Consider the following 24,054-nt stretch of genomic DNA (forward strand, 5'->3'; position numbering starts at 1 on the left):
AGGCTACTTATTTGACAATAAAATACCCAATATTAAAACATTGGTTCTATTGGCTGCTTTCTTTTGGCCTGCTGTCAGTTATTTACGGAACGGCTTATGACAGCTATGAACTGGGCGCAAAAGTAATCCTGATGCTGCTGCCCGTGCACATGTTCTATTTCTACCTTATTACCTATTGGGTGCTGCCACGGTTCTTCTTCCGTGACAAATACGTTAAAACTTTTTTGCTGTTGCTGCTGTTGTTACCTGTGATTGCGGTACTGTACAGGCTGGATGAAATTTTCATATCCAACCCCTACATTTTTCATTATTACACAACCCGGCATATAAAAGTGGATTGGCCCGAAATGAACCAATCATGGTTTAAGCAGTTGTTGCGCCCGCTGGATTTTGCCAACGCCATTGAACGCACCAACACAGTGGTGTGGATTTGCGTAACACTCAGGTTTTTCATCTTATGGAACGAGCGAAAACAAGCGGTGCTACAGGCCGAGCTTAACTTTTTAAAAGGGCAATTGCACCCTCATTTTCTCTTCAACTCGCTGAATAACCTGTACGCGCTTTCTTTGGACAACGCACCCCAAACGCCCGGCATTATCCTGGGCCTCTCCAATATACTGCGGTATGTGCTTTACGAGTGCACGGCAGAACGGGTATTGCTGAAACGGGACATTGAAGTGCTGAACGACTATATTGAACTGGAAAAGCTTCGTTATGAAGACCGGCTGGAGCTGAATGTAAACATCAATGACCAGGTAGGCAATGCGAAAATAGCGCCGCTGCTGATGCTTCCTCTTGTTGAGAACGCCTTTAAACATGGAGCTGCGGAAACCACCGATATGCCGTGGATCAATATTGAATTATATGTTACCGGAGACAACCTGGCTTTCAAGATTTCTAACAGCAAACCCGAACAGCCGGATACAAACAGTTCCGGCCAAAAGGTTAACGGGGAGATAGGGTTGCTTAATTTACGCAAACGGTTAGAGCTGTTATATCCCGGCAAACATTCGTTCCGGTATTTTGATGAGAGCGACTGCTTCATTGCCGAACTGAATGTTCAACTGTCTTCAAACAATAAAAAATAAGAGATGAAGATACGCACACTGATAGTGGATGATGAGCCTCATGCCATGGAGATTATAAGAAGGTACGCTGCGCATATTCCCGAAATAGAAATTGTGGGAACCTGTAGTAACGCCATAGAAGCTTTTCAAACCATTCAGCATAATAACATTGACCTCGTATTCCTCGATATTAAAATGCCCCGTCTTTTGGGTACCGACCTGGTGCGCAGCCTGAAAACGCCGCCGCTGATTATTTTCACTACTGCTTACCAGGAGTACGCCATAGAAGGGTTTGATCTTAATGCGATTGACTACCTGCTAAAACCCATTCCACTGAAACGCTTTCTCCAGGCTATTGATAAAGTGATGCACTTTCTTAACGGCGACGGTAAAAGAGGGGCGGCACAGCAGGACGCGGAAGCCCCGGCGCAACAGGCACCCGACCATTTCTTATACCTGCGCATAGAACGGCGCTTAATAAAAGTGAACACAAGAGATATTTTATGGATCGAGAGTATAAAGGATTATATTAAAGTGGTTACAAAGGATAAGATATTCCAGACAAAGCAAAAGATAAGCGTAACAGAAAAACTGCTGCCAACCGGTGAATTTATGCGCATTCACCGTTCGTTTATTATTCCCTTAAATAAAATGGAAGGGTATCATCCCAATCACCTTCTCGTTGCCGGAAATGTAATCCCCATCGGGCGCAATTACAAGCAGGTTTGCGCTGAGAAGTTCAATCCCGGAACAGAAATATTATAGGTAATGATACATAATATTGAAGCCGGCTAAAAGGTTCGGTCTAAAGATATGCGACTAAGATTCAAAGGCACAAAGCCTTGGTCTTCAGGGTTTGATTTTCTTCGTGGCAAAATATTATACGAAACGGATTTTATTTTAAACGAAGTCCGGTTTATCGGAAGCCCTGCCTGCCCAGGCAAGGCTATGGATATCCAATCGGTATTACCGGCAGTGCGCCACATATGGCCGTGTACTGGTCGTTATTGATTGTCCAGCCTTTTTCGCTGATCAGCTTCTTGATTAAAAGCGGGTTTACGATTCCGGGCGAGTCTTCTTTTTATAAAATATGTGCTTTTTATAACCCGCATTCGTCAATAAAACCCTGCATATAACGATGAAAGCTTATATACATCGCTGCTGTTTGTATGGGTGTTGAAATAGCGCCAATCTTGCATTTTATCAGTGAAAAAGAGTAAGTCGCACACTTTTTTTTAAAAAAATAAAATAATAGATTATGAAAAGTATTTTTATTATCGCTTGCACGCTAATACTGTTCGCGGGTGGCCTGAAAGCCGCGTCCCAAGCTCCTTGCAAAGAAAAAAAAAACAACTCCTGGGTTACCGAAACCGGCCCGCGCACCAATCCCTACACCATCATCCGTTTGTACGATGAGCAGCACAAGCAACTCCTTGAAATTGTAATGAACGGCTACAGGTTAAAGACGAACCCGGCCATGATTAAAAGATTAAGCCGCCTTGCTAAAGCAGCTAATGCGGATGATATAGCCTTCATCGCAGGCATATTGCGCATCAGCGAATGCCGGGTATCCGCTGTAAAAAAAGCCGGTGCACAACAAGGGTATTGTAAAAATTAAATAAATCATAAAAATCAAGCTAACAGGCAATGCGCATGGGTGTCGGTTGGTGAATTGATGAAAACTATAGTCTGGCAATAACAGAATGAAAACAAAAATCAAACATGAAAAAATCAGTAACCATTATCAGTTGTATCTGCATAGGAATATTTTCACTAAGCGTGTTATATATCTCCATTTTAGCCTGGGCAAATCCCGGAGCTGTAATGAAATTTGTGGAAGTCGAACTAAATAATAATGACGCCCTGAGTTCCATACGCGGTGTATATGGTGGTGTGGGCTTCTTTTTGATAGGTGTAGCCTTAATTATATCCATCCGAAATCTGCAACACGGCTTGCTTTTCTTTACGGCTTTTTGGCTAATGTATGCTGTTTGCAGATTGCTCACCATATATATTGACGGGCCTTTGGGAGCATTTGGAAATACCTGGTTGAAAATCGAGCTAACCTTTGGCCTGCTGAGTTGGGTATTGTACCTGTTACGTAGATATGTTTTGAAAATAAAGATAACTCGTTTTGCTAATGTATAAGCTTGCCCTTTTTGTGACAACAATAAAAAATATTAAATAAATGAAACGCCCATGTTAAAATAATTTTTCCATAAACAGGGGGATGTATATAGGGCGTTCCATGAGACCACTGGGAAAAATTAAAAAATAAACGAATGAAATTATTAAAAGTTTCAGGCCTGATTATCGGCATTGTTATTCTGTTGGTTTTAAGCAGTGGCCTGTACATCAATTTCGCTAAACCTGATGTAGGAGCCGCTCCTGACATAAAAGTTAGCATGGATAGTAGCAGCATTGAAAGGGGAAAATACTTAGCGACAAATGTTGCAGTATGTATGGACTGCCATAGCCAGCGCGATTGGACTTTATTTAGCGGTCCGGTTTCGAAGGATAAAGAAGGAATTGGTGGAGAAAAGTTTGGTTCAGAGGCCGGTTTTCCCGGTAATATCTATTCTACTAATCTTACACCCTATCAACTATCTTCCTGGACGGATGGCGAAATCTATCGTGCAATAACCAGTGGTGTGAGCAAAAACGGTCGGGCGCTATTTCCGGTAATGGGCTATCATCGTTTTGGGCAGATGGATAAAGAAGATGTTTATAACATCATCGCTTATTTACGAACCTTGCGGTCTATACCTAATGATGTTCCTGAAACCGAACTGGATTTCCCTGTAAGCCTGCTGAACAAATTATCTCCAACGCCAGCCACACACCAAACAAGACCGCCAGTGAGCGATACCGTTCGATACGGGGCTTATTTAGTTAATGCCGCCGGCTGTGTAGACTGTCATAGCAGGCAGGAAAAAGGGAAGATTGTTCCCGGCAGTGAGTTTGGCGGCGGTATGGAATTTCGCCAGCCCGCAGGTATCATCCGTGCGCCGAATATTACCATGCACCGCGAAACGGGAATAGGTGCCTGGACGGAGGAACTTTTTGTAAACCGATTCAAAGGGTATGCCGATAGTGGTTATCATCCTAAGACATTGTCGAAAGGAGATCTTAATTCACCCATGCCCTGGACAATGTATGCAGGCATGAGCCGGGAAGACCTGCAGGCCATCTACGCCTATCTGAAAACTGTAAAACCAAAAGTATCACCCGTTCAAATAAGAAATTATGAACAATAGAGCTATACATTCTTCATTCCGGTACCGGTTGAGCTGCTTCATCATGTTCACCTGCCTTTTTGCTGCACATGCCAACGGGCAATCCGGTACCGTTATCTCCTTAGAAAAAATACAGCAGCGCTACGCCGGCAAATGGCCAAAGAATATGAGCTACATCAAAAAAATAGTATCACGCCGTTATGGCCGCACAGACAGCTCTACTCACTATTACGCTTACCTTTTCCCGTTGTATACCCGCATAGATGACCGCAGCCCGAATAATGGTAATAGCAGGATTTTAAAAGGCGATAGTACCTGGTATTTTCGCTACCACAGGAAGGATGGCAATGGGCAGGGGCATGCACGCCGCTATTTTTCGGATTATATGCTGGGCGAAATTTATTGGGATGATATTGAGGGGCTAAAGAAAGTACTTGCCTATAGCAAAATTGATTTTACGAAACAGGCAAAAGGCATCTGGGAAGGTAGAACAGTATATGTTATAGGTGCTACTACGCTGGAAGACCGGTACCATGCACAGGTATGGTATGATGCGGAATATTTATACCCGGTGCGTTTTTTTGAAGGGGGCACTGGCAATGTCCTCTACTCTCACTATGAAATAAAAAGACAAGGTGAAGTATGGCAGCCCGTAGCAACAAAAGAGTTTGTTAACAAAAGGCAAACCGGCGAAGTGCGGTTTGTTAATTTTTCTTTCGACCGACAACTTTCAGAAGCATTATTTGACCCTGAAAAGTATGGTACGTTTCATTGGGCACAGGAATGAACAGGCATCGGACAGGATGGCGTACGAAAAATCGGGGGTGAGGTACTTTGAGCCTTTGTGGCATATCTTCTAAATTGACCTTTTCGGACAGCCTCTGGGAGTGAGGTCTTTTAGCGAAAATGCTTGGCGCATAGCGCCGTAATATGATATCAGAAATTTTTAAAAAAATATAATCGTGAACAAAAACTTATTAATAGCAGCCTTATTATTTATTGGTTGCTCCAAAAATTCAGAAGAAAGCCAGGCGCAAGGCTGGGGAGCGCAACCGGCGTTGCCTGTGGTGCAGGGGCAGGCAACATTTTCGATGTCGGGCAGTGAATATTACGTCAATGTAATGGGAAACACCATACCGAGAATGCCGGTTTTCCCATCCTTATCTGCCAAAGGCGGCACAGCCAGGGGTTATGTGGCCGATTTAAGCGGCAAGCCTTTGAAAGGCGCCCATGTGGGGGTATCGTCCTCGCTCACCGGCGGGTTTTATTCCAACGGAAGCGGGCTTACTGATGACAACGGATATTACGAGTTTACCATTCCAACAGGGGCTGCTTATTTCTTTGGCACAGCTGTTACGGTAACATATAATGAAACCCCGGCGGTGATGGCACTGTACCCTGTTGGTGGCACTACTGCTTTCCCTTCCGGTAGCGGCGTTGTCAAAAACTTTGTGTTGCTGTCCTATGGCCCGGCAAACCCGGATGAAGTGGCGCAGCAACCGAATAATGAAAGCAATTATTATGGCGGGGCGCTGTCGTTCAACTTCAATATTAATTATGCCGGAGACCCACAAATTCCGGAATACCTGCCTGAAAACGGGGTGATTGAAATAGAGCTGATACCCGTTGGTATAGGGCTTTACGGAGAAAGCAAATCATTTAAGATTAGGAAAAAAATCGGCAATATGAACACATTCAATATTCATAATATACCGGTAGGAAAATATACCATTAACGCTAAAATGAGTGATGGGCGCAAATTAAAAATGAGGGCAATCGGCACCAAAGCCAATGTATATGAACATCTCGGGCTTAAGCCGGATAACGCGGTGGGTACCTCTACAGTAACCTTCACCCCCAATCATCAATATACGCCGGTGATGGTGCCCTCTTTCAAAGGTAACTGGGACGCGCTGGAGATTGGTTTGAAATTATAAACAAAAGATGAATACTGTTAAGTTAAATATGAGTAGTCAGTAGTGAGTAATTGCGGAGAACAGAGTTGGCATTATTCGCGGCAAAAGGAAATCAGGCGTAAGCAAATATTCACAGATGATTTGCCAAGCAGAGCGCTGATAGTAATTCCCGCCGGAAATAGCTGGCGACAATTTCCGGCTGCCCTTTTTTGCTCTACTTTTTTGGGCAAGCAAAAAAGTGGAAAAAGAAAAACTTGTCATTCAAAGAACTTGACCTACGGTTATTTATGTCTCAAGGCTGACAATCCTTTTGATACAGCCTCTTTTTGGGGGCCATAAAAAAACTCACAAAAAAAAGGTGGCAAAATATAGTTTATATATGAATTTGATTTTAACGTGTTAGCAAATACGTCATTGGCGGCGCAGCGAGAAATCTCCTCATATATTCAGGAGATGCCTCCTTACAGTCGGCATGACGGTACGAAAAACTTTTATGCCCCCTTGTTTTAATACACTCCATTTTTAAACAAATAATGATTATGAATACTCAAAAACGCTTTATAAAATTTTTTCTTCTTGCAGGACTGATTGTTTTAGGCATCTCCTGTAAAAAGAGCGATACACACACGCCCGGCAAACCTGCCGAACCTATAAGAACCCCGCCCGGCCAGGTAATGGGCACGCCTACCAAAGCTACCATTGGCGCGGGCGGAGGAGTCATCGCCATGCCCGACCAATACATTTCCCTACAGGTGCCTGCCGGGGCGGTGGACGCGGATACCGAATTTTCCATACAGGAAGTAACGCCGAACGCGGCAGTAAGCACCGGGCGCCTTTTCAGGATATTGCCGGAAGGCATCAACCTGAAAAAACCGGTGGAGATTACCTTCCGTTATACCGATGCCGATATTGCCGGCAGCAGCGAAGATTATCTCTACCCCTGTTACCAAAGCAGCGACGGGCTGTGGCACAAAGTAATGGACTGTACACTAGACAAGGCAAACAAAACCATAAAAGTAGCTGCTACACACTTTAGCGACTGGGGCGTTTTTCGGGATATCGCTATTCATTCGCCCAAAGCGGAAATAGGCGCTAATGAAGAAATAGACCTGGAAGCTTTTGTACTGGACGAATATACAGAAAACGACAAGCAGGGCGACGGTGTATTGGCTCCTTCATCGCTGAAGCCGGAACAAATTGTGGAATGGAAGATCGTGTACGGGGGTGGTACCATTTCAGGCGGGAAGAACCCCAAAATCAAATACAAGGCGCCGGATACCAATCAAAAGACGGAGGTGATGATTGAGGTAACCGTAAAAAATGTAGTGAAGCGATCTGACCCTAAACGGCCGGGTAATGGCGGGCTGATGATTGTAAGAAGAACACTGACCATCTTACCGGAAGAGTATGTAACCTGGACGATAGGCGGTAAAAAGTACACGGGTATGTTTTTCGCTTTAGGCGTATTTGACGGCCATGCTATTTTTACAGCCACGGCAGTGGAAAGTGAAATAGCTTTTCATACTAACGGGACAAAGCTTGGCAAATACAGTTTTGGCAAGCTGGACGATCCTAAAAAATCCACCTTTTCCGGCACTGATAATCTTGTAACGTATCGGAGTGATTACACGGAGTGCGATACCTATAAGCATGTTATTGGAGAAGGTGCTGTTGTTTTTGAAACTTTTGGCGAAAGCGGCGGAGGAATAGTGCAGGGAACATTTGAGGGAACACTATATAATATTAAGAATTGCGACGTTACCGCCCGGCATGTTGTTGGTACTTTCCGGGTAAGAAGGACGTACTAAATTATAACTGACAAGAGAATGAAACACATATCCATCATCTGCCTGTTGACAATTTCTTGCCATCAGGCTTTAAAAAACAGCAGCGCCGAAAGTCTAAAGCAGGAATTGCAGGCCGTAGAGCAGGCGTTTTCCGATGCTTCCGCGCAAAAAGGATTTTATCCCGCCATGCTGGATGTGGCGGCTGACGACATCGCGCTGTTTGACAGCGGCGATACTGTGTTGCACGACATGGCATTTATCAAAGAAAACGTACGCAAATATCCTGATGGCACAAGGCCGCCTTTTACCATCACCTGGAAAGCCGAAAAAATTGAGGTGGCGGCAAGCGGGGATTTGGGTTATACCTACGGTTGGTACACCATGACCATAAAAGACAGCCAGGGAAGGGATAAAACAACTAAAGGGCTTTACAATTCGGTATGGAAAAAAATAAACGGGGTATGGAAGCTGGTAATGGATTGATATTTTTAGCCAACACACAAGGCTGAAATGTCACCCCGGCCGGGAAGCAAGTCTATAAAGATTACTGAACGCTTTTTATAATTGCGTCTATTTCTCTTTGCATTTGTTTGGACATATTTACATTTCTCACCGAGAAATGATCGGCTTCCGGTACTACTATCACTTTTATATTTAACCCTAATTTTTCTGTTTTGGCTTTATAAGCATTAGCAGCTTCGTTTAAAGAAAAATTGTCGTTGCCGCCAACATAAATGTAAACCGGACCGGCTAATTTTTTAAGTTCTTTGGCATGAGCAAGTGTATATAAAGCCATATCATAATCTTTCCATGCTTTTACAACAGCAGGATTAATGATTCCTGTTTGAGTATCCATTAATGGAATGGGTCTTCCATGCGCATCGGGAATTCCAAATGCTGCTTCAAAAGATTGCTGTTGCCCCCCGTCACCTTCAAATCTTTCTAACTGAATAACTTTTTTTATCGTGGACTTGTATTGGCCGTTTACTTTCATAAATCCTCTTTCCTTCCCTTCGTTATCGAAAAAGAAATTTTTATCCTTATATAAATTTACCCCTGTAAAATTACTGAAATCTATAGGGTCAGGAGAAGTAACCCATGTGCCGCCAAATTTTGAAGGGAAATGTAATGCCAGCCATAGCGAGCCATAGCCGCCACTGCTTTGCCCGGTTAAAAAATGAAGTTTAGGATTTTTATCCACCCTGTAATTGGCCACTAAATAAGGAATAAATTCATTTACCAGCGCTGTTCCCCAGGCTCCGTTTACTCTCGAATCTATAAAGGCATGCAAGCCATAGGGCGTTTGGGCTTCAGGATTTAAAAAAACATATATCTTTTCTTCACCTAAACCCACGCCATAAATCTCACGCGCTTTAATGTGCATGGCATTATAATGAGTTCCACCCCAACCCGGGTTAATAAAAATGACAGGATAAGTGCGGTTTTTATATTTATGATAAGATGGCGGTAAGTATAGGCCGGCTACTATGTACGTATTTTTATTTTTTGAGGAGGTCAGCGATGGCGATAGAAATTTAACCATTTTAGTAGAATCATTTTCTTTAAATGGCTGTTCTTCCATAGCAGAATTCAATACCAGATTGACAGTTGTCTTCTTCCCTTTTTCTACTTTTGCCACTTCTTCTTTTCTGGTATATAAATTACCAACCGCCAACTTTCTTCTTTCATAAATATTGGTGTCTAAAATGGCAATCATCCTGTAATAGCCATCTGTCAGCTCGTCCATTCTTTTATTTAAAAAGTTGGCAGATTCGGATAAAGTAATGGTTCTTTCGGGAGTCCAATTATTAACCGGTATCGAAAAGGCCGCTTCATTTTCAGAAGCGTCATTACCGAAATGCTGCGCAGTATCACTCAATGTGTACACTAAAAGTTTGCCGGTATAGGGCCCTTTTAAATTAGGGGATAGTTGTACATTAATAGTAAGCTGCGCATTTGCGTTAACGGAAAATACTCCGATGAATACCGCTAAAGAAAATAATTTTCTCATCTTAAAAATGATGTTATTCTATACAATAATAGGTCATTTTTTATCTCTCCGCTCGAGATAGATTACCTGATTTTTTTTGGAGCTGTTACTTATGCCTGATGTAGGATTCCTTCTCATGATAAAAGCAGGAAGTTTATTATCATTGTTTTTTACAATAACGGTTCACCAGTTTTTTATGGAATCCTGAAATCCTGGCAATGAAGTAGTGCAATCCAAAAAACGGGGTCATGAGCGCTCCGGAACCTGCACTTATTTTTGAAACCACCGCCAATGCTAGCAGGCTTTTGGGCATTTTTCCTGGTCGGTTTTCCCGTCAGCAGCACAAAAAGCCTATCATTCAATGGAATTCTTACGCCTTAATACTGCGATCACTTCTTTATCCGTGCAGCAAAGCCTCCATTCCGTGCGATTTTGATCCTGAACTCATCACCCTGCCTCACTGTTTTTGTAGTAGCCCGGTAATCCATTGCCTGGGTAGGTGCATTGATGCCGTCTTCAAAAAGATCCATTTTGTATGGCGTATCCGTGTTAAGGAAATCCAGTTTTATTTTAAAGGTTTTCCACTTTTCGGAATCATTTGTGATACCCCCGATAAACCATTCATCGCCTTTTCGTTTGGCTACAATTACGTACTCACCCAATTTTGCAGCCAGTACTCTTGTTTCGTCCCAGGTGGTTGGCACAGATGTTATAAAGCCTGTAACATCCGGGTTCTTATAATATTGGGTAGGGTTATCCGCCAGCATTTGTATGCCACTTTCAAACACAACAAATAAAGCCATCTGATAACAACGTGTACCTACCGCTGCTGAATTAGGCCTTTTGGAACTATACACTTCCGGCTGCATGCTGATCATTGCGCCGGGAGTATAATCCATCGGCCCTACCGAATTACGAATAAACGGGAGATATACACTATTATCGGGTGTGGCGCCTCCCATTTGTTCCATACCCCTTACGCCCTCATAGGAGATCACATTAGGGTAAAGATATTCCAGCCCTGAAGGTTTAAAAGCACCGTGAAAGTCTACAAATAAATGATACCTGGCGGCCTCTTTTGCAACCCGCTCATAATAATTCACCATCCATTGGTCAGACCGGTCCATAAAATCAATCTTCACTCCTTTTACGCCCCAATCACTAAACGTTTTAAAAAGGCCGAAATTCTTTTCCACCGTTAGCCAAGTCAGCCAAAGTATAATGCCCACCCCTTTTTGTTTACCATATTCCAGCAACTGGTGCAAATCAACTTTGGGATTAGGTGTAAACGGATCCAATGTACTGGCCGCCCAACCTTCATCCATAACAATGTACCTGACACCCTTCTTTGAGGCAAAGTCTATAAAATATTTATAGGTATCCAGGTTAAATCCTGATTCAAAATTTACGTCCGGGCCGTATGGCGAAGCGCCATTCCACCATTCCCAACTGGCCTGGCCCGGTTGAATCCAGGAAGCATCCTGCAGCAGACCGGAACCGGCGAGTTTCGCATTCATCGTATTGGTCAACATCGCTCCTTCATCTTTAGAGATCAAAAAATAGCGCCAGGGATAATCTCTTTTACCATTGGTTTTGGCAATATAATCCGCTTCTCTGGTAATTTTAACGCTGCGATCACCATCTTCCCCGAATTCAAGAGGCATTTTTGGGAAAACGGCTTTTATACTATTTGCGGAAGCTGCCGTAAAAAACATTCCGGGATAATCCCTCAAATTCGTTTCCGACATCAATATTTTTATCCCGCTTTTTGTAACTCCCAGCCAGGGTAACAGACCCATTTTTTTTGATTCCAGCCACGCCGGTATATTTTTTACAACATATGGTTCTTCATACGCTGTTTTAAATGAGCCGGGTTGTTGCATATGAAACTGAATAGCATTATTAAAAGATAGCTCCAGTTTTTCATTCATTATTTCCTGTTCTCCTTTTAAGCCGGTCAGATACCGATACGCCACCCCATCATCAAACAATCTGAATTCTATGGACACTCCGTTTTTGAAGGAGAGCAGTACCTTCCGGTAAACGGATTGTATATGAGAAAACTTCAATGGTATTACGGGTCTGATGTCTTCATTTACTAATTTTTCTTTTTTACTACGCAGCAGCCACCGGTCCGGCAGCTTCTCCCCACCGAACTGTAACCCCAGGCAGGCCTGATCAATAACTTTTTCCCGCCCCAGCAACACAGAAAAACAAACGCTGTCTTTTACAGCAACAACCAGTTTTATCTGTCCGCCGGGCGACGTATATTGTACTGTTTGGGAACCGGAAACCTTATTGCCTAAAATAAGGCAGAGCAGTACAATAACAGATTTAATCCTAAACATAAATGTTTCTATTTTTTAAAAAGCAGGGTCTCGTTTTTATTTTAAAAACCGCTTTCCCTTTCGTCAAAATTAATTAAGCGCTGCCTTTAACGCTGAAAAAATATCCTGAAACCTCTGTATCACTTAAAGCCGCTATACAAAGTAAGCTTAACTTTCCATTATCAACGACAGGATTTAACAATTTCAATTCCAGAGCCGGCCCGGCTTATTACAAGCTAATATCAGCCTTAAAACAAACCAATGGCTCTATTGATATGAGCAAGCAAACCCGAAAATAATGCCATTGATATAAATTCAAATGGGGTAGTTTATGCAATGCGTCTAACTTATTGCTTCAGACATTTTTTAACTAAAAAAACGGGCGGGTCGACAGCCTGCCCGTTTCTTTATACTCCGAACATCATCTATCAATCAGGATTGTTTTGCTCTTCACTTTGTGGAATAGCAAAGAGATAATAAAAGCTGTTAGGCGCAAAAGATGATCCATCAGGAAATTTTAGTGACGTATGGTCTTTCGCTGCAACTTTTTTTGTTTTCCCGTCAGGTGTGGTAATCGTTACCTGTTTGGGATTCCCGCCTCATCTACACAGGCTTTCCGTACAACAGGCAGCTGGTTCCTGATGATATCTGAAAGCGCAAAGCCCTCTCCCCATAATTCTTTCCTGCGTTCGGTTAATATTTTTCCGATCAATGCAGACCTGTTTAAAGATGCAGGTAATCATTCGGCATTACGCGCTTTCAGCAATTCATTTAATACCGTAACAGCAGCGCCTGTATTACCCTGCCTTGCCTGTGCCTCCGCCTCAATCCGGTTGGGCCGTTGCGGCTATTATATGCTGATGTAAACAACACGCGCCGTTGTATAATCTGTTAAATGCAAAGGCATTTTTATCGGAGGCATATTGACAAGCCCCACTGCTCTCTGGCACAGGGAATTTACTCCTGTTCCTGTAAAAAAATATTCAGAAATACAATCCGGGTTGTTTTGAAATATGAAAAGTTTATACGCTTAATGATTGGAATATCTTGCTCACTATGAGGAAATAACGCCCTGTATTTTTAAAAGCATAATAATGGGCTGCCGGAACTGAAGATCATTAATGCTGGTATGATTGTTGTCTTTATCTGAAATAAAGTCTGTTATTTTTCTAAATACATTTATATGCTACGTTGGACTATTACCTTTCTGATCGTTGCCATCATCGCAGCGGTTTTAGGATTTACCGGTATTGCGGTTGCTTTCGCCGGTATAGCCAAGATCCTGTTTTACATATTCGTTGTATTATTTATTATTTCTTTTTTTCTGGGCAGAAGCGGTAAAACAACGGAATAGAAAAGAGTTTTTGGATAAGAGCCTAAAGCAGCCAACAGGCCGTCTCTTATAAGGGAAGAGGCTCGGTATAGTTAAAATTCCAGCAAGCGTTGAATGCAATCCTTATTCCGGGCATCTTTCAGAAGATGCTTTTTTCATCCGGCGATGTTATAACCTGGTTCGCCTAAACCTATTTTTAATAGGACCAGGGCCGGTGATGATCATCTTTCCAGGATTGCAACCTGTTTGCAGGAGGTACGGCAACAACACAATGTCTGTTGCTGAGACCCCTCATTCCGGAAGCGGTCGTTCCGGTTTTTCCTATACAGGTTGTCTTCCGGCTGAAAACCAAAGGAAAACAGCGGCGCTAAGGCTTGTCATCTATAATCGGTATTTTTAGTTAACTTTATAATGTTATCCATTTTTTACAACTCAACCCATTATTATGGCCACAGCGAAAAAACCTGCTGTAAAAAAAGCAGCTACCAAAAAGCCAGCCGCAACGAAACCGGCTACCAAAAAAGTTACAAAAGCTCCTGTAAAAAAAGCGGCACCAAAGAAAGTTGCTGCTAAAAAGGTTGCACCAAAGAAGAAAAGGAAAATAAACCCTGCCTTGTTACAGCCTCTTGCACCCTCTCCTGCATTGGCAGCTGTTATTGGCAGTAAGGCGGCTTCCCGCCCGGATATCATTAAAAAAGTATGGGTCTATATTAAAAAGCAGGGACTACAGGACAGCGCAAACAAAAGAATGATAAATGCGGATGATAAATTAAAAATATTGTTCGGCGGTAAATCGCAGATATCAATGTTTGATCTGGCTAAGGTCATCAGCGCTAATGTAAAATAGCCGCGTATTCAAACCGTCATAGCGGGGGAACTTTTCTGTTCCCCTTTGTTTTTACTGATTAATTGCGGGCATTTGAGCAAACCTGACTATTGCTCTAACCCGTCCAGCTACTGTTAACCCGGTGCTTCCATGTATCTTTTTAATTTGTAGAGGCGGTAATAGCTTTTTCCCTCACGCAGGTACTGCATTGACAATATTACTGATTGAATGTATTAATTCTTTTCGGTTCTTCATCTGAAAAGTAAACGGCAATATCCTGTAACACTATAAAATGGCAGCGTTTTTGTTTTATAGACTTATCATCTAATAATCCTTTAAACAAATTATTATGGCAAAATATTCTAAAAAAGCGGGAGAAAAAGTGGAAAAAGCCATGCATGAAAAAAAGAAAGGCACCCTGAAAAGCGGAAAAAGCGGAAAGAAAGTTACCAGCAGAAAGCAGGCTATTGCTATTGGTTTATCCGAAGCAAGGGAAAAGGGAGCAAAAGTGCCTAAAGCGCCTGCCAAGAAAAAAACGCCCGCTAAGAAAAAGACTGCGACAAAAAAAACAGCTTCCAGGAAAAAAGCCTGAGTAACCTGCTTTGTATTGCTTTTTAACCAGCCTGCACGCTGCGGATGGCAGTTTTATGGCTAAATACAACAATTTTTATTGCCCGAAGGCCCCTCTATATTATTGATGAAAGAAGACCTGCAAAAATTTGCAGGCCAGCGCATCCTGGGCGCTGCGGGGAATGCCAAAATTGAGATGAACGCCCTGAAAGGGAAAAAACTGGTTGAAATAAGGACGTTTGGAAAACAGACCTTTCTTGTTTCAGATGAAATCAGCATCCGGGTACACCTGTTGCTATTTGGTTCTTACAGTATAAATGAGCCAACCAAACCGGAAGGACGGCTTCGGCTGGCTTTATTTTTTAAAACAGGAGCCGTGTTTTTTTACACCTGCTCGGTTAAAATAATAGAAAATGAGGCGTTGATGACAATTGACTGGGAAGCCGATGTGTTAAGCGATACCTGGGATCCAGCGAAAGCCGAAAAAAAATTACAGTCAGTACCTGACAGGATGGTTTGCGATGCACTTATGGATCAGCAGATCTTTTCCGGGGTCGGGAACATTATTAAAAACGAGGTGCTTTTCCGCATCGGGGTTCAACCGGAAAGCCTGCCTGGAAAGCTCACTCCCCAAAAACTAAAAGAACTGGTTTCTGAAGCCAGGAACTACAGCTTTCAGTTTCTGGAATGGAAAAGAGCTTTTGTATTAAAAAAGCACTGGCTGGTGCACACAAAAAGCATCTGTCCCAAATGTGGACAACCACTGGTTAAAAAACATACAGGCCTCGGCAAAAGACGTAGCTTTTATTGTGCAACCGACCAGGTGTTATACAGATAAAGCAAGCTTCACCAGGTACAACAAAATACACCGGCCAGGTGGCTATCCCTGATGATCTTATAGCTACAATGTTAGCTTACAAAACATTTAAGCATCCCTGCTCTCCAGCCTGTTACAGAACCGTTTCTTCTCTGAAAAACGCAGGGGTCGCAAATAACCCCGTTTATTGTCGTACACAGCCTCCTTCAACGTTAAATTTTACCCCCATTTTTGTAATGTAATCAGGTGGAGCAGCAACCACTGTAAAAACGGGCGAAACCGAAAAGCCATACGAGTAGGAAGCAAAAACATTTTTTATGTCAGATAATACTGTTTCGTTGCACAGAGTACTGAAAGCATCCCCTGAAAAGATCTACCGCGCTTTTACCGAAGCTGCAGCCATCGCCTCATGGCTCCCCCCATATGGTTTTATTTGCACTGTTCATGAAATGACCGTGGCGCCGGGCGGGTCCTATAAAATGTCATTTCAGAATTTTTCAACCGGTAACAGCCATTCATTTGGCGGTAAATATCTGGAGCTTCAGCCCAATGAATTTTTAAAGTATACCGATACATTTGATGACCCCAATCTGCCTGGGGAGATGGTCACGACTGTATGGCTCCGGAAAACCATGGCGGGCACAGAAATAAAAATCACACAGGAAGGAATTCCTTCTGCTATACCGGTAGAAATGTGCTATCTGGGCTGGCAGGAATCATTGGAAAAGCTGGCAAAACTGGCAGAGCCCGAGATACCGGATGCCTGATCTGCAGCGCTGCCTTCGGCTGATGAAAGGCCCGGCCAGACGGGCACTGACCATGGCGCGTCGTGCCCATGGCACTTAACGCTTTACAGGGAGGTCTTTGATTTCCGGAATAAACCTCCGGAGTTGTTTTGTGGAATCAGCCCCATGGCTTTCCCGGGTTGAAAACTTTGCCGGCGCATTACCTGGAAATTGCTATAATTAAGTGCAGAGGCGTAGCCCCGGCAGAATGTGCTAACGAGGAAACTTCAGTTCGTTATTACAATAATAATAGCGGAGAGCTGCAGGCTCGGGGGATACGGGCTGAAAAGACGATCCTTCCAACTGATAACATCCGGCGTTTTATTGAGGGTCAGGCGCTGTATCAGCCGCTTTATCCCTCTTGGGCTAAGCAGTTATTACTTTAGTTATTATTTTCCCGCTGCGGAAACTGCTATCCCATCCTGTTCCTGCCGGCTTCCCACTGTGCCCGCCCGGCACCAGGGTGCACATGACGGTCGCTGTGGTAGGAAGACCGTACCAGCGGACCACTTTCCACATAATCCAGCCCCATTTCATAGCCGGCATCCTTATAAAAGGCAAATTCATCAGGATGCACAAAACGCTGTACCGGCAAGTGTTTGGGAGTAGGCTGCAGGTACTGGCCAATGGTTACCACATCACAGCCATTATCTTTAAGATCATGCAGGGTTTGCAGCACTTCTTCCCTTGTTTCTCCAAGCCCCAGCATAATGCCGCTCTTGGTGCGTGCACCGCCGGCTTTTAAGATGCGGATCACTTCCATGCTGCGCCAGTATTTGGCCTGTATGCGCACTTTACGGGTAAGGCGCTCTACGGTTTCAATATTATGGGAGATGACTTCCGGTGCTGCTTCCATTACGGTATGAATGTCTTCTTTTTTTCCTTTAAAATCAGGGATCAGGGTTTCCAGGGTCGTTTCCGGGGTAAGTGCCTTTACGGCCCGTATGGTATTGTACCAGATAGATGCACCTCCGTCCTTCAGTTCATCCCTGTCTACAGAAGTAATTACCGCGTGCTTTACCTTCATCAGATAAATGGCTTCCGCCACGCGTTGGGGCTCGTCATAATCCACCGGCAGTGGGCGGCCTGTTGCCACGGCACAAAAGCCGCAACTGCGGGTGCAGATGTTTCCCAGGATCATAAAAGTGGCCGTACCATCGCCCCAGCACTCGCCCATATTCGGGCAATTACCGCTCTCACAAATAGTGTGTAATTTATGTTGATCCACCAGCCCGCGTACATGCTTATAGCTTTCGCCAATAGGCAGCTTTACACGCAGCCAATCGGGTTTTTTTACTTTACTTGTTACAGGTAACTCAATCATAGCACGAAAATAATACAATTTAAGCTGAATACCGGAAGCTTTTGCGGTTGTGGGCTTCATCAGTGCACCACCCGGCAGGAGCTCCCGCTGTTCCGGGCTCCGGTTGCCTCCGGAGGTAGCCCTTCTATACGGGTTCACCTGTTTATTAACAACGGCTACCATTGTTTTGTTCAGGGCCTTCTACAGGGCTGTTTCCTGACCTGCATATTCCGCCAGAAGTTTTAATCCAGGCATATTAAAACTATCTTTACATACTAAATTATTTGAAATGACCTCAGAAGTAGTATATAATGGCGATCTGCGTACAACCTGTACTCACTTAAAGAGCGGATCGCAGATTGAAACAGATGCACCGGTTGATAATAACGGAAAGGGAGAGCGGTTCTCCCCAACAGATCTGCTGGCTACCGGTCTTGCAGCCTGCATGCTCACCGTTATGGGCATTAAAGCCCGCAGCATGGATTTTGATCTGAATGACATAAAGATCGAAGTGCAAAAGATAATGGCCGAAAATCCCAGGCGCGTTGCCGGCATTGACCTGAAATTCCATATCCCTGAACATCTTATCCAGCTGGATCCCAAAACGATCACTATTTTAAAAAATACAGCAGCTACCTGCCCTGTTAAAAAAAGCCTGCATCCAGATGTTGTGATCAACATGGATTGGGGTGCCTGGAGTTAATGTATAGCAGGGGCATCATCCTTGACAGAAGGATCTTTTCTGCTGCCCTATATTCTTTAACCCTTGCCGGCATTTTCACCAGCGGTGGCAGCGGCCCCTGCTTGCATTCCTTTAAAACTTGTAGGCAACGGACCCAATGAACTGGCGCGGCATCTGGGGTATAAAATTGCTCCAGCCTTTCCAGTATTGCTCATTGGTAATATTGTTCACCTTCAGCCCGATCCGGAAATGAGGAAGATCATAAGTAAGGTGCCCGCCCAGGATCGTTGCCGCCGGCAGCATTAACTGGCCGTCCATATTACTGTTGATGGCATAGCTTTCACCGGAGTAATTGACGTTCATACCAATGCCCAGTCCTTTTAAAGCAGTCTCTGTAAAGGAATAGTTGGTCCAGAAATTAGCGGTATTATATGGGCCGGCCGGCACGGGACGCAACCCGTTTACATCCTCAGCGGCTTTTTGCATTTTACTGTCGTTATAGCCGTATCCTGCCAGGAGCGTCCAGCCATTTACAGGATTGGCCAGCACCTCCACTTCTATTCCTTTACTTTTTTGTTCCCCGTCCTGGATGCTGAAATTACCATCAGCCGGATCCTGGCGTACTATATTCTTCACCAGTATATTATAATAGCTTACTGTTCCCATTAATTTATTATCCAGCAGCACATATTTTATACCTATCTCCTTCTGATCAGCTTCTTCCGGATCAAAGGTCTTGTGATTCCTGTCTTCACCAAACTGGTTGGTAAACCCGTTCTGGTAATTGGCAAAGAGGGACAACTGGTCTTTTACCGGCATAAAGATCAGCCCGAATTTGGGGGAGAATTTCGTCTGCACCTTATTGCCCACCCTGTCATCAAAATTATCTACCCGCACCCCGGCAGATACAATAAAGTAATCTGTAATATTGGCCACATCATTTATATAACCGCTCAGCACATTTGAATGCGTGTTATAAGGCAATGCCTCTGTATTTCCCCTGGTTTCATAAGCATTGAGCACACTGGCTTTATCAAATGCAAGGTTATTGGGCGATCTTCCATCAGCGCCAACCACATCATACAACTGGGGAAAAGGGAAAGCACCATGCATTAACCCGTAAAAGTAATAATAGGTTACATCAGAGCGGTAACTCAGGTAATCTACACCAATAACAGCCCGGTTCCGTACCTTTCCGAAGGTGTAATCTGCAACAAAGTTCTGCTGTACATCGAAGGTTTTCGTTTCTCCCACCGGGCGCCATACCATGCGTGCCACACTGTCGGCTCCGGGTGTGCCAAAGTCCGGGTTACCTGTCATAGCAGATTTCAGAAAACTGGCGGCATAGTTGGGTACCAGGTACTGGAAAGGCGCATAGCCGTTATTGTGGCTCAGGCTGTATGTCAGTGCCGTTTGCGAGGTCCAGTTACCGGATATTTTATAGCTGGCATCTGCAAAATAGGAGTTGGTATTGGTTTGGGAATACAGGTCATTGGATATAAAGGAACGGTCATAATCTACTTTAATATCTTTTACATTATCGGTGCCGAATGCCTCTTTTATTGTTTGGGGTATTTTTGCCAGTAGGGCGTCCTTATTGTTGGGGTACATGGCGGATATCATGCTGCTCAGCGGTCCATTGATCATGGACGGGGTTAATATAAACATAAAATTGCCGCCATTGCTGTTGCCCTTTGTTCCTACAATTTCCGCATCAGCGTTCAGCGTAAACCGGTCATTGGGCCTGTATACAAAAGAAGGAGCTATAATATAGCTTTTCTGGAAGCCTGCGTCCTGCCAGCTATCCTGGTTCTGCCCCGCTACATTAATGCGGGCAGCCATTTTATCTTTCTGCAAAACAAAATTAGCGTCAGCTGAAGCCCGCATAAAGTTATAGGACCCATACGCCACATCCACATAACCGCCATTATAAAAATAAGGGCGCTTTGTAATACGGTTAATTAAGCCGCCGTATGAATTGATGATGCTTCCAAACAAGGTGCCGGTAGGGCCCTTTATGACCTCTATCTTATCCAGGTTGGCCATATCCACATTGGTATTTACAATATTGGGCAAACCATTACGCGCTTTTGTAGTGGTCATAAATCCACGGCTTACAAAAAGCGAACCACCATCCGGGCGGTTGGTCGCATCCCAGAGCTTTGTTACGCCAGTGGCATTTTTCATGGCGTCTTCCAGGGTCATGGCGATCTGTTTTCTCAGGATCACATCCGGTATAGCTGAAACCACCTGGGCGTTTTCCAGGTTATCCAGCGGCATTTTGCTGGAATAAGAGCTCGCCCTGTTCATGATCTTATTGGTTTCCACAACCACTTCATTAAGTTCTTTAGCCGTTTCACCTATAGTAAAGTTCAGTTCTGCATGGCCGCCGGCGCTTAAGGAAACCGGTTTACTTTCCCTGACATCGCCGGTCAGCGAAACTTCTACCACATAGTCTCCCGGCTTAATATTTTTAATCCGGTATGCTCCATCATCTTTTGATACAGCGCCCCATTTGGTATCTTTTATTACAATGCTTACCCGGCTTACGGGTTGCCCGTCGGAGGTTGTTACTTTACCATAAATTTCAGCGTTCTGAGCCCTGCCCCAAAAGGCGCTACAGATAAAAAGCAACGCCAGTATACATTTATTTATCATCCTGTATTGATTATTGCGGCACAAAGCTATTCTACACTTACCCGGCGTGTTTTCGAAATGCGGAAAAAATATAATGGAAAAGAAATTCTGTATTAAGGAAATAAGCATGCCGGCTTCCGAACAACTCCGGTAACTATTTTAATAAAACGTAACTTGTACGTATGCAACCAGTATTAAAAATCGGGATGCTTTGTATCGTGTTTGCAGTAACTGCTTACAGGCTGCCCGCCCAATTCTCTTCAGCAGCCTTTAAAGTGATCGCTTTTTATACGGCCAAAAACGATCCCGCCCATATCAGTTTTGTACACGAGGCCAACCGCTGGTTTCCGAAAATTGCCCGGCAATACCATTTTCAATACGATGCTACCGATAACTGGAACAACCTGAACGACTTTTCTTTCCCGTTATGCTGTTGTCCTGTTCCTGGATACAAGACCGGAAAAACCCGGACAACGTGCTGCATTTGAACACTATATGAAAAAAGGCGGTACCTGGATGGGATTCCACTTCGCGGCTTTTGCATTACCTCAGTCCGCCTATACTGATGACTGGCCCTGGTACAATAATGATTTCCTGGGGTCCGGAAATTATGTAAGCAATACCTGGCGCCCTACGGCTGCAGTATTAAGGGTAGCAGAAAAAAAACATCCTGTAACAAAAGGGCTGCCCCCTACGTTCCGATCGGCACCCAATGAATGGTACCGCTGGCAATACGACCTGAGAAACAATCCGGATATCGACATCCTGGTTGCCATCGACAGCAGCAGTTTTCCTCTAGGAACAGGGCCCAAGCCCCAGGAGATCTGGCACAGCGGCTACTACCCGGTTGTATGGAGTAACAAAAAATACAGGATGGTTTATGTGAATATGGGCCATAACGACATCGACTATGAAAACAAAACCAATAAGGAATTGTCTTTTACGTTCAGTAGCCCCGTGCAAAACAAATTATTGATTAATGCGCTTCTTTGGTTAGGTAAAAAAAACAGTACAGACAAAAAGCAGCCTGCAAAAGAGCGGCATTAAGCACTTCGGGGTTCAGGTCAACCCGGATACGGCAATATGGTTTAAGCAGCGCAAAAAATTTAAGAGACGCTGTACCTCTTCGCCTGTTCATAATAGCCGTTGTGACTGACAAAAAGACGATGTATCATTTGCAGCACAGCATAGCGGCGCCCACAGCCCGGCAAACAGGCTTAACCTACCGTCATCCTGAAGATCGGCTTTCAATATAGGCAGCTAATTTATCAAGTGAGGAAGCCGTACCTGTTTCATTATCTTCCGGCAGGATGCCTTCAGGAATATTTTCAAATAAAATACTTACCAATGTTGAAGTTTCCTGTTCTGTCAGGGTGATTGACATGGTCATCTCATCTTCAAAAGCCGGGTTATCACTTTCAAAACGGATGGCCTGTACAATCTTTTTACCGGGAACAAGCTCAATAAACCGTGCGTGGAAACGGTCTTCATTGGAGCTGGTCTTTCCAGGTGCTGTTGTGCCTGAGGAAGAATAATACAAAGACATCTTATACCCGCCGCCGGCCCTTCCGTCAAAAGAATGTACTTTACCCCTCATATTACCGGGCGCCATCCATTGTTCCAAAGCCCGCGGGTTCATAATAGCTTCGTAAACCTGCTTCGCCGGAGCCTTTATATTTTTGAAATTCTGAGTGCTGTTCTTCATTCCATTTTATTTAGCAACCCTAAAAAACGCAGCTTAATAGTGAATGCTCTCGTCCACATTATATTTCATACCCGGGTAATTGAATATCCGGCGCATTAAACCGATCTGTCCGAAAAGGTAAGATTCCCGGTCAATGCCCATACCCACCATATTCAGCTTGTTTTCCTCCACAAAGGATACGCCCATGGGAAACGGACAGGCCTCCAGTAATTCTTCATCTGAAATGGCCAGTAACCGGTCAAACAATTTTGGAGAGATCTGATGCCACTCTTTTTTCAACACATCCAGCGACGGATAAACTGCATTTTCATCCAATGCTTTTGCATCTTTAAACAGAGCCTCATTAGGGTCCCTGTCTTCGATGCCCAGTATATTGGCCAGCCAGTAGCGGCAGTTTACCAGGTTTCCGGTCATCCAGACAATATGATTGGTCCTGCCCTCCGCTCTTTTTACGGCATCGGCTTCGGAAATGCCTTCCAGCACGTTATTAAAATTTTGTGTATGCATCCGGAAAGCGGGAATAACAATCTCTAAGAATTTACTTTTTGATTTCATGATTAACAGGATTGAAAATGAAAAGAAAGATTGCCGGACAGTAACAGGACCCACAGCCGGCAATCCTGAAAATTTATTGGTTCTGGTCCCCGGCGGTACGGTAGCTGATCATCCATTGTACACCAAACCGGTCTGCAAAGCTGCCCCAATAGTCGCCCCAGAACATATCAGTCATCGGCATTTCCACTTTACCGCCTTCTGTAAGCTCTTTAAATAAACGGTCGGCCTCTTCCCGGGAATCAACAGTGATGGAAATATAACTATTATTGCCCTGGTTCATTTTGTGCCCCATAGACGGGCAGATATCGGAAGCCATCAGCACGCTGTCGCCAACAGGCAATGCCACATGCATTACCCGGTTCTGCTCATTTTCAGGAAGTTTTTCCATGCCCGGAACCGCATTCATGCGCATAATGCCTCCCAGGAATTCGCCGCCAAATACAGATTTGTAAAAAGTGAAAGCCTCTTCTGTAGTTCCGTCAAAATTTAAATAAGGATTAAGTTTTGTCATTTTATTT

25 protein-coding genes are annotated in these 24,054 nt (G+C 44.0%); 17 read left to right on the top strand and 8 right to left on the bottom strand.

What is annotated here, in order from left to right:
* The first annotated feature begins 11 nt into the window (after positions 1–11).
* The 9 genes from A8C56_RS14840 (at position 12) to A8C56_RS14880 (ending at position 8,489) form a co-directional block, all read left to right on the top strand.
* The gene (locus A8C56_RS14840) at positions 12–1,088 is read left to right on the top strand and encodes a sensor histidine kinase (protein WP_067757591.1); all 1,077 of its coding nucleotides are present in this window, start codon (positions 12–14) and stop codon (positions 1,086–1,088) included.
* A gap of 3 nt (positions 1,089–1,091) precedes the next feature.
* Positions 1,092–1,832 (top strand): LytR/AlgR family response regulator transcription factor, encoded by a 741-nt coding sequence (locus A8C56_RS14845; RefSeq protein ID WP_067757593.1) that lies wholly within the window; start codon positions 1,092–1,094, stop codon positions 1,830–1,832.
* A gap of 493 nt (positions 1,833–2,325) precedes the next feature.
* Entirely contained in the window at positions 2,326–2,685 is a 360-nt protein-coding gene (locus A8C56_RS14850) for a hypothetical protein (protein ID WP_067757596.1), read from the top strand.
* 104 nt (positions 2,686–2,789) lie between these two features.
* Positions 2,790–3,215 (top strand): DUF4345 domain-containing protein, encoded by a 426-nt coding sequence (locus A8C56_RS14855; protein ID WP_067757598.1) that lies wholly within the window; start codon positions 2,790–2,792, stop codon positions 3,213–3,215.
* Positions 3,216–3,349: 134 nt separating this feature from the next.
* Positions 3,350–4,324, top strand: coding sequence for a c-type cytochrome (locus A8C56_RS14860; protein WP_067757599.1), 975 nt, complete (start codon positions 3,350–3,352; stop codon positions 4,322–4,324).
* On the top strand, positions 4,314–5,090 hold the full coding sequence (locus A8C56_RS14865; RefSeq protein ID WP_157097999.1) for a LolA-like protein: 777 nt from the start codon (positions 4,314–4,316) through the stop codon (positions 5,088–5,090). The genes A8C56_RS14860 and A8C56_RS14865 overlap by 11 nt, the downstream gene beginning before the upstream one ends.
* Positions 5,091–5,265: 175 nt before the next feature.
* Positions 5,266–6,240, top strand: a complete 975-nt coding sequence (locus tag A8C56_RS14870) for a peptidase associated/transthyretin-like domain-containing protein (protein ID WP_067757603.1) — start codon at positions 5,266–5,268, stop codon at positions 6,238–6,240.
* 518 nt (positions 6,241–6,758) lie between these two features.
* Entirely contained in the window at positions 6,759–8,027 is a 1,269-nt protein-coding gene (locus A8C56_RS14875; RefSeq protein WP_169818786.1) for a hypothetical protein, read from the top strand.
* A gap of 18 nt (positions 8,028–8,045) precedes the next feature.
* On the top strand, positions 8,046–8,489 hold the full coding sequence (locus tag A8C56_RS14880; protein WP_067757609.1) for a YybH family protein: 444 nt from the start codon (positions 8,046–8,048) through the stop codon (positions 8,487–8,489).
* Positions 8,490–8,550: 61 nt separating this feature from the next.
* Here the strand turns inward: A8C56_RS14880 and A8C56_RS14885 are convergent, their stop codons facing one another.
* From A8C56_RS14885 to A8C56_RS25310, 3 genes are all read right to left on the bottom strand, one after another.
* Positions 8,551–9,723, bottom strand: a complete 1,173-nt coding sequence (locus A8C56_RS14885) for an alpha/beta hydrolase (RefSeq protein WP_169818787.1) — start codon at positions 9,721–9,723, stop codon at positions 8,551–8,553.
* Positions 9,724–10,385: 662 nt separating this feature from the next.
* The gene (locus tag A8C56_RS14890) at positions 10,386–12,344 is read right to left on the bottom strand and encodes a glycoside hydrolase family 97 protein (protein WP_067757618.1); all 1,959 of its coding nucleotides are present in this window, start codon (positions 12,342–12,344) and stop codon (positions 10,386–10,388) included.
* Positions 12,345–12,900: 556 nt separating this feature from the next.
* Positions 12,901–13,035 carry a hypothetical protein gene (locus tag A8C56_RS25310; RefSeq protein WP_262492418.1) on the bottom strand — a complete coding sequence of 45 codons (135 nt, stop codon included), beginning with the start codon at positions 13,033–13,035 and terminating at the stop codon, positions 12,901–12,903.
* 471 nt (positions 13,036–13,506) lie between these two features.
* Between A8C56_RS25310 and A8C56_RS14900 the strand changes: the two genes are divergently transcribed.
* The 5 genes from A8C56_RS14900 (at position 13,507) to A8C56_RS14920 (ending at position 16,636) form a co-directional block, all read left to right on the top strand.
* The gene (locus tag A8C56_RS14900) at positions 13,507–13,677 is read left to right on the top strand and encodes a DUF1328 domain-containing protein (RefSeq protein ID WP_067757624.1); all 171 of its coding nucleotides are present in this window, start codon (positions 13,507–13,509) and stop codon (positions 13,675–13,677) included.
* A gap of 424 nt (positions 13,678–14,101) precedes the next feature.
* Complete coding sequence (locus tag A8C56_RS14905; protein ID WP_067757626.1) at positions 14,102–14,503, top strand: SWIB/MDM2 domain-containing protein; 402 nt, start codon at positions 14,102–14,104, stop codon at positions 14,501–14,503.
* A 328-nt stretch (positions 14,504–14,831) separates the two neighbouring features.
* A complete protein-coding gene (locus tag A8C56_RS14910) occupies positions 14,832–15,074 on the top strand; it encodes a DUF6496 domain-containing protein (protein ID WP_067757628.1) in 243 nt (80 codons plus the stop codon).
* 78 nt (positions 15,075–15,152) lie between these two features.
* On the top strand, positions 15,153–15,890 hold the full coding sequence (locus tag A8C56_RS14915; RefSeq protein WP_067757630.1) for a DNA-formamidopyrimidine glycosylase family protein: 738 nt from the start codon (positions 15,153–15,155) through the stop codon (positions 15,888–15,890).
* Positions 15,891–16,186: 296 nt separating this feature from the next.
* Entirely contained in the window at positions 16,187–16,636 is a 450-nt protein-coding gene (locus tag A8C56_RS14920) for an SRPBCC family protein (RefSeq protein WP_067757632.1), read from the top strand.
* Positions 16,637–17,066: 430 nt separating this feature from the next.
* On the opposite strand, the gene lipA is transcribed toward A8C56_RS14920, so the two are convergent.
* Positions 17,067–18,140, bottom strand: coding sequence for a lipoyl synthase (gene lipA / locus A8C56_RS14930; protein WP_245645502.1), 1,074 nt, complete (start codon positions 18,138–18,140; stop codon positions 17,067–17,069).
* 106 nt (positions 18,141–18,246) lie between these two features.
* Between lipA and A8C56_RS14935 the strand changes: the two genes are divergently transcribed.
* Positions 18,247–18,660, top strand: a complete 414-nt coding sequence (locus A8C56_RS14935; RefSeq protein ID WP_067757638.1) for an OsmC family protein — start codon at positions 18,247–18,249, stop codon at positions 18,658–18,660.
* Positions 18,661–18,771: 111 nt separating this feature from the next.
* On the opposite strand, the gene A8C56_RS14940 is transcribed toward A8C56_RS14935, so the two are convergent.
* Positions 18,772–21,297: a TonB-dependent receptor gene (locus tag A8C56_RS14940; protein WP_067757640.1), complete on the bottom strand. Its 2,526-nt coding sequence runs from the start codon at positions 21,295–21,297 to the stop codon at positions 18,772–18,774.
* Between the two features lie 161 nt (positions 21,298–21,458).
* Here A8C56_RS14940 and A8C56_RS25095 point away from each other — a divergent pair, with 161 nt between their 5' ends.
* Together A8C56_RS25095 and A8C56_RS14945 are read left to right on the top strand one after the other, a co-directional pair.
* The gene (locus tag A8C56_RS25095) at positions 21,459–21,764 is read left to right on the top strand and encodes a hypothetical protein (protein ID WP_245645504.1); all 306 of its coding nucleotides are present in this window, start codon (positions 21,459–21,461) and stop codon (positions 21,762–21,764) included.
* Positions 21,721–22,323 carry a ThuA domain-containing protein gene (locus tag A8C56_RS14945; protein ID WP_245645907.1) on the top strand — a complete coding sequence of 201 codons (603 nt, stop codon included), beginning with the start codon at positions 21,721–21,723 and terminating at the stop codon, positions 22,321–22,323. Before A8C56_RS25095 ends, A8C56_RS14945 begins: the two co-directional genes overlap by 44 nt.
* 181 nt (positions 22,324–22,504) lie before the next feature.
* On the opposite strand, the gene A8C56_RS14950 is transcribed toward A8C56_RS14945, so the two are convergent.
* The 3 genes from A8C56_RS14950 to A8C56_RS14960 all read right to left on the bottom strand — a co-directional run bounded on the left by A8C56_RS14950 (position 22,505) and on the right by A8C56_RS14960 (position 24,047).
* Positions 22,505–22,981: an SRPBCC family protein gene (locus A8C56_RS14950; RefSeq protein ID WP_067757642.1), complete on the bottom strand. Its 477-nt coding sequence runs from the start codon at positions 22,979–22,981 to the stop codon at positions 22,505–22,507.
* A 33-nt stretch (positions 22,982–23,014) separates the two neighbouring features.
* The gene (locus A8C56_RS14955) at positions 23,015–23,536 is read right to left on the bottom strand and encodes a DinB family protein (RefSeq protein WP_067757646.1); all 522 of its coding nucleotides are present in this window, start codon (positions 23,534–23,536) and stop codon (positions 23,015–23,017) included.
* 73 nt (positions 23,537–23,609) lie between these two features.
* Positions 23,610–24,047 (bottom strand): VOC family protein, encoded by a 438-nt coding sequence (locus tag A8C56_RS14960; RefSeq protein ID WP_067757649.1) that lies wholly within the window; start codon positions 24,045–24,047, stop codon positions 23,610–23,612.
* Positions 24,048–24,054 lie beyond the last annotated feature (7 nt).

This window comes from Niabella ginsenosidivorans, assembly GCF_001654455.1.
Lineage (GTDB): Bacteria > Bacteroidota > Bacteroidia > Chitinophagales > Chitinophagaceae > Niabella > Niabella ginsenosidivorans.

What these genes read in the sequence shown, in the direction of transcription:
- A8C56_RS14845 (WP_067757593.1), top strand. Translation starts at nt 1,092, where the DNA reads ATGAAGATACGCACACTGATAGTGGATGATGAGCCTCATGCCATGGAG.
- A8C56_RS14850 (WP_067757596.1), top strand. Translation starts at nt 2,326, where the DNA reads ATGAAAAGTATTTTTATTATCGCTTGCACGCTAATACTGTTCGCGGGT.
- A8C56_RS14855 (WP_067757598.1), top strand. Translation starts at nt 2,790, where the DNA reads ATGAAAAAATCAGTAACCATTATCAGTTGTATCTGCATAGGAATATTT.
- A8C56_RS14860 (WP_067757599.1), top strand. Translation starts at nt 3,350, where the DNA reads ATGAAATTATTAAAAGTTTCAGGCCTGATTATCGGCATTGTTATTCTG.
- A8C56_RS14865 (WP_157097999.1), top strand. Translation starts at nt 4,314, where the DNA reads ATGAACAATAGAGCTATACATTCTTCATTCCGGTACCGGTTGAGCTGC.
- A8C56_RS14875 (WP_169818786.1), top strand. Translation starts at nt 6,759, where the DNA reads ATGAATACTCAAAAACGCTTTATAAAATTTTTTCTTCTTGCAGGACTG.
- A8C56_RS14880 (WP_067757609.1), top strand. Translation starts at nt 8,046, where the DNA reads ATGAAACACATATCCATCATCTGCCTGTTGACAATTTCTTGCCATCAG.
- A8C56_RS14885 (WP_169818787.1), bottom strand. Translation starts at nt 9,723, where the DNA reads ATGATTGCCATTTTAGACACCAATATTTATGAAAGAAGAAAGTTGGCG.
- A8C56_RS14890 (WP_067757618.1), bottom strand. Translation starts at nt 12,344, where the DNA reads ATGTTTAGGATTAAATCTGTTATTGTACTGCTCTGCCTTATTTTAGGC.
- A8C56_RS14900 (WP_067757624.1), top strand. Translation starts at nt 13,507, where the DNA reads ATGCTACGTTGGACTATTACCTTTCTGATCGTTGCCATCATCGCAGCG.
- A8C56_RS14905 (WP_067757626.1), top strand. Translation starts at nt 14,102, where the DNA reads ATGGCCACAGCGAAAAAACCTGCTGTAAAAAAAGCAGCTACCAAAAAG.
- A8C56_RS14910 (WP_067757628.1), top strand. Translation starts at nt 14,832, where the DNA reads ATGGCAAAATATTCTAAAAAAGCGGGAGAAAAAGTGGAAAAAGCCATG.
- A8C56_RS14920 (WP_067757632.1), top strand. Translation starts at nt 16,187, where the DNA reads ATGTCAGATAATACTGTTTCGTTGCACAGAGTACTGAAAGCATCCCCT.
- lipA (WP_245645502.1), bottom strand. Translation starts at nt 18,140, where the DNA reads ATGGTAGCCGTTGTTAATAAACAGGTGAACCCGTATAGAAGGGCTACC.
- A8C56_RS14935 (WP_067757638.1), top strand. Translation starts at nt 18,247, where the DNA reads ATGACCTCAGAAGTAGTATATAATGGCGATCTGCGTACAACCTGTACT.
- A8C56_RS14940 (WP_067757640.1), bottom strand. Translation starts at nt 21,297, where the DNA reads ATGATAAATAAATGTATACTGGCGTTGCTTTTTATCTGTAGCGCCTTT.
- A8C56_RS25095 (WP_245645504.1), top strand. Translation starts at nt 21,459, where the DNA reads ATGCAACCAGTATTAAAAATCGGGATGCTTTGTATCGTGTTTGCAGTA.
- A8C56_RS14950 (WP_067757642.1), bottom strand. Translation starts at nt 22,981, where the DNA reads ATGAAGAACAGCACTCAGAATTTCAAAAATATAAAGGCTCCGGCGAAG.
- A8C56_RS14955 (WP_067757646.1), bottom strand. Translation starts at nt 23,536, where the DNA reads ATGAAATCAAAAAGTAAATTCTTAGAGATTGTTATTCCCGCTTTCCGG.
- A8C56_RS14960 (WP_067757649.1), bottom strand. Translation starts at nt 24,047, where the DNA reads ATGACAAAACTTAATCCTTATTTAAATTTTGACGGAACTACAGAAGAG.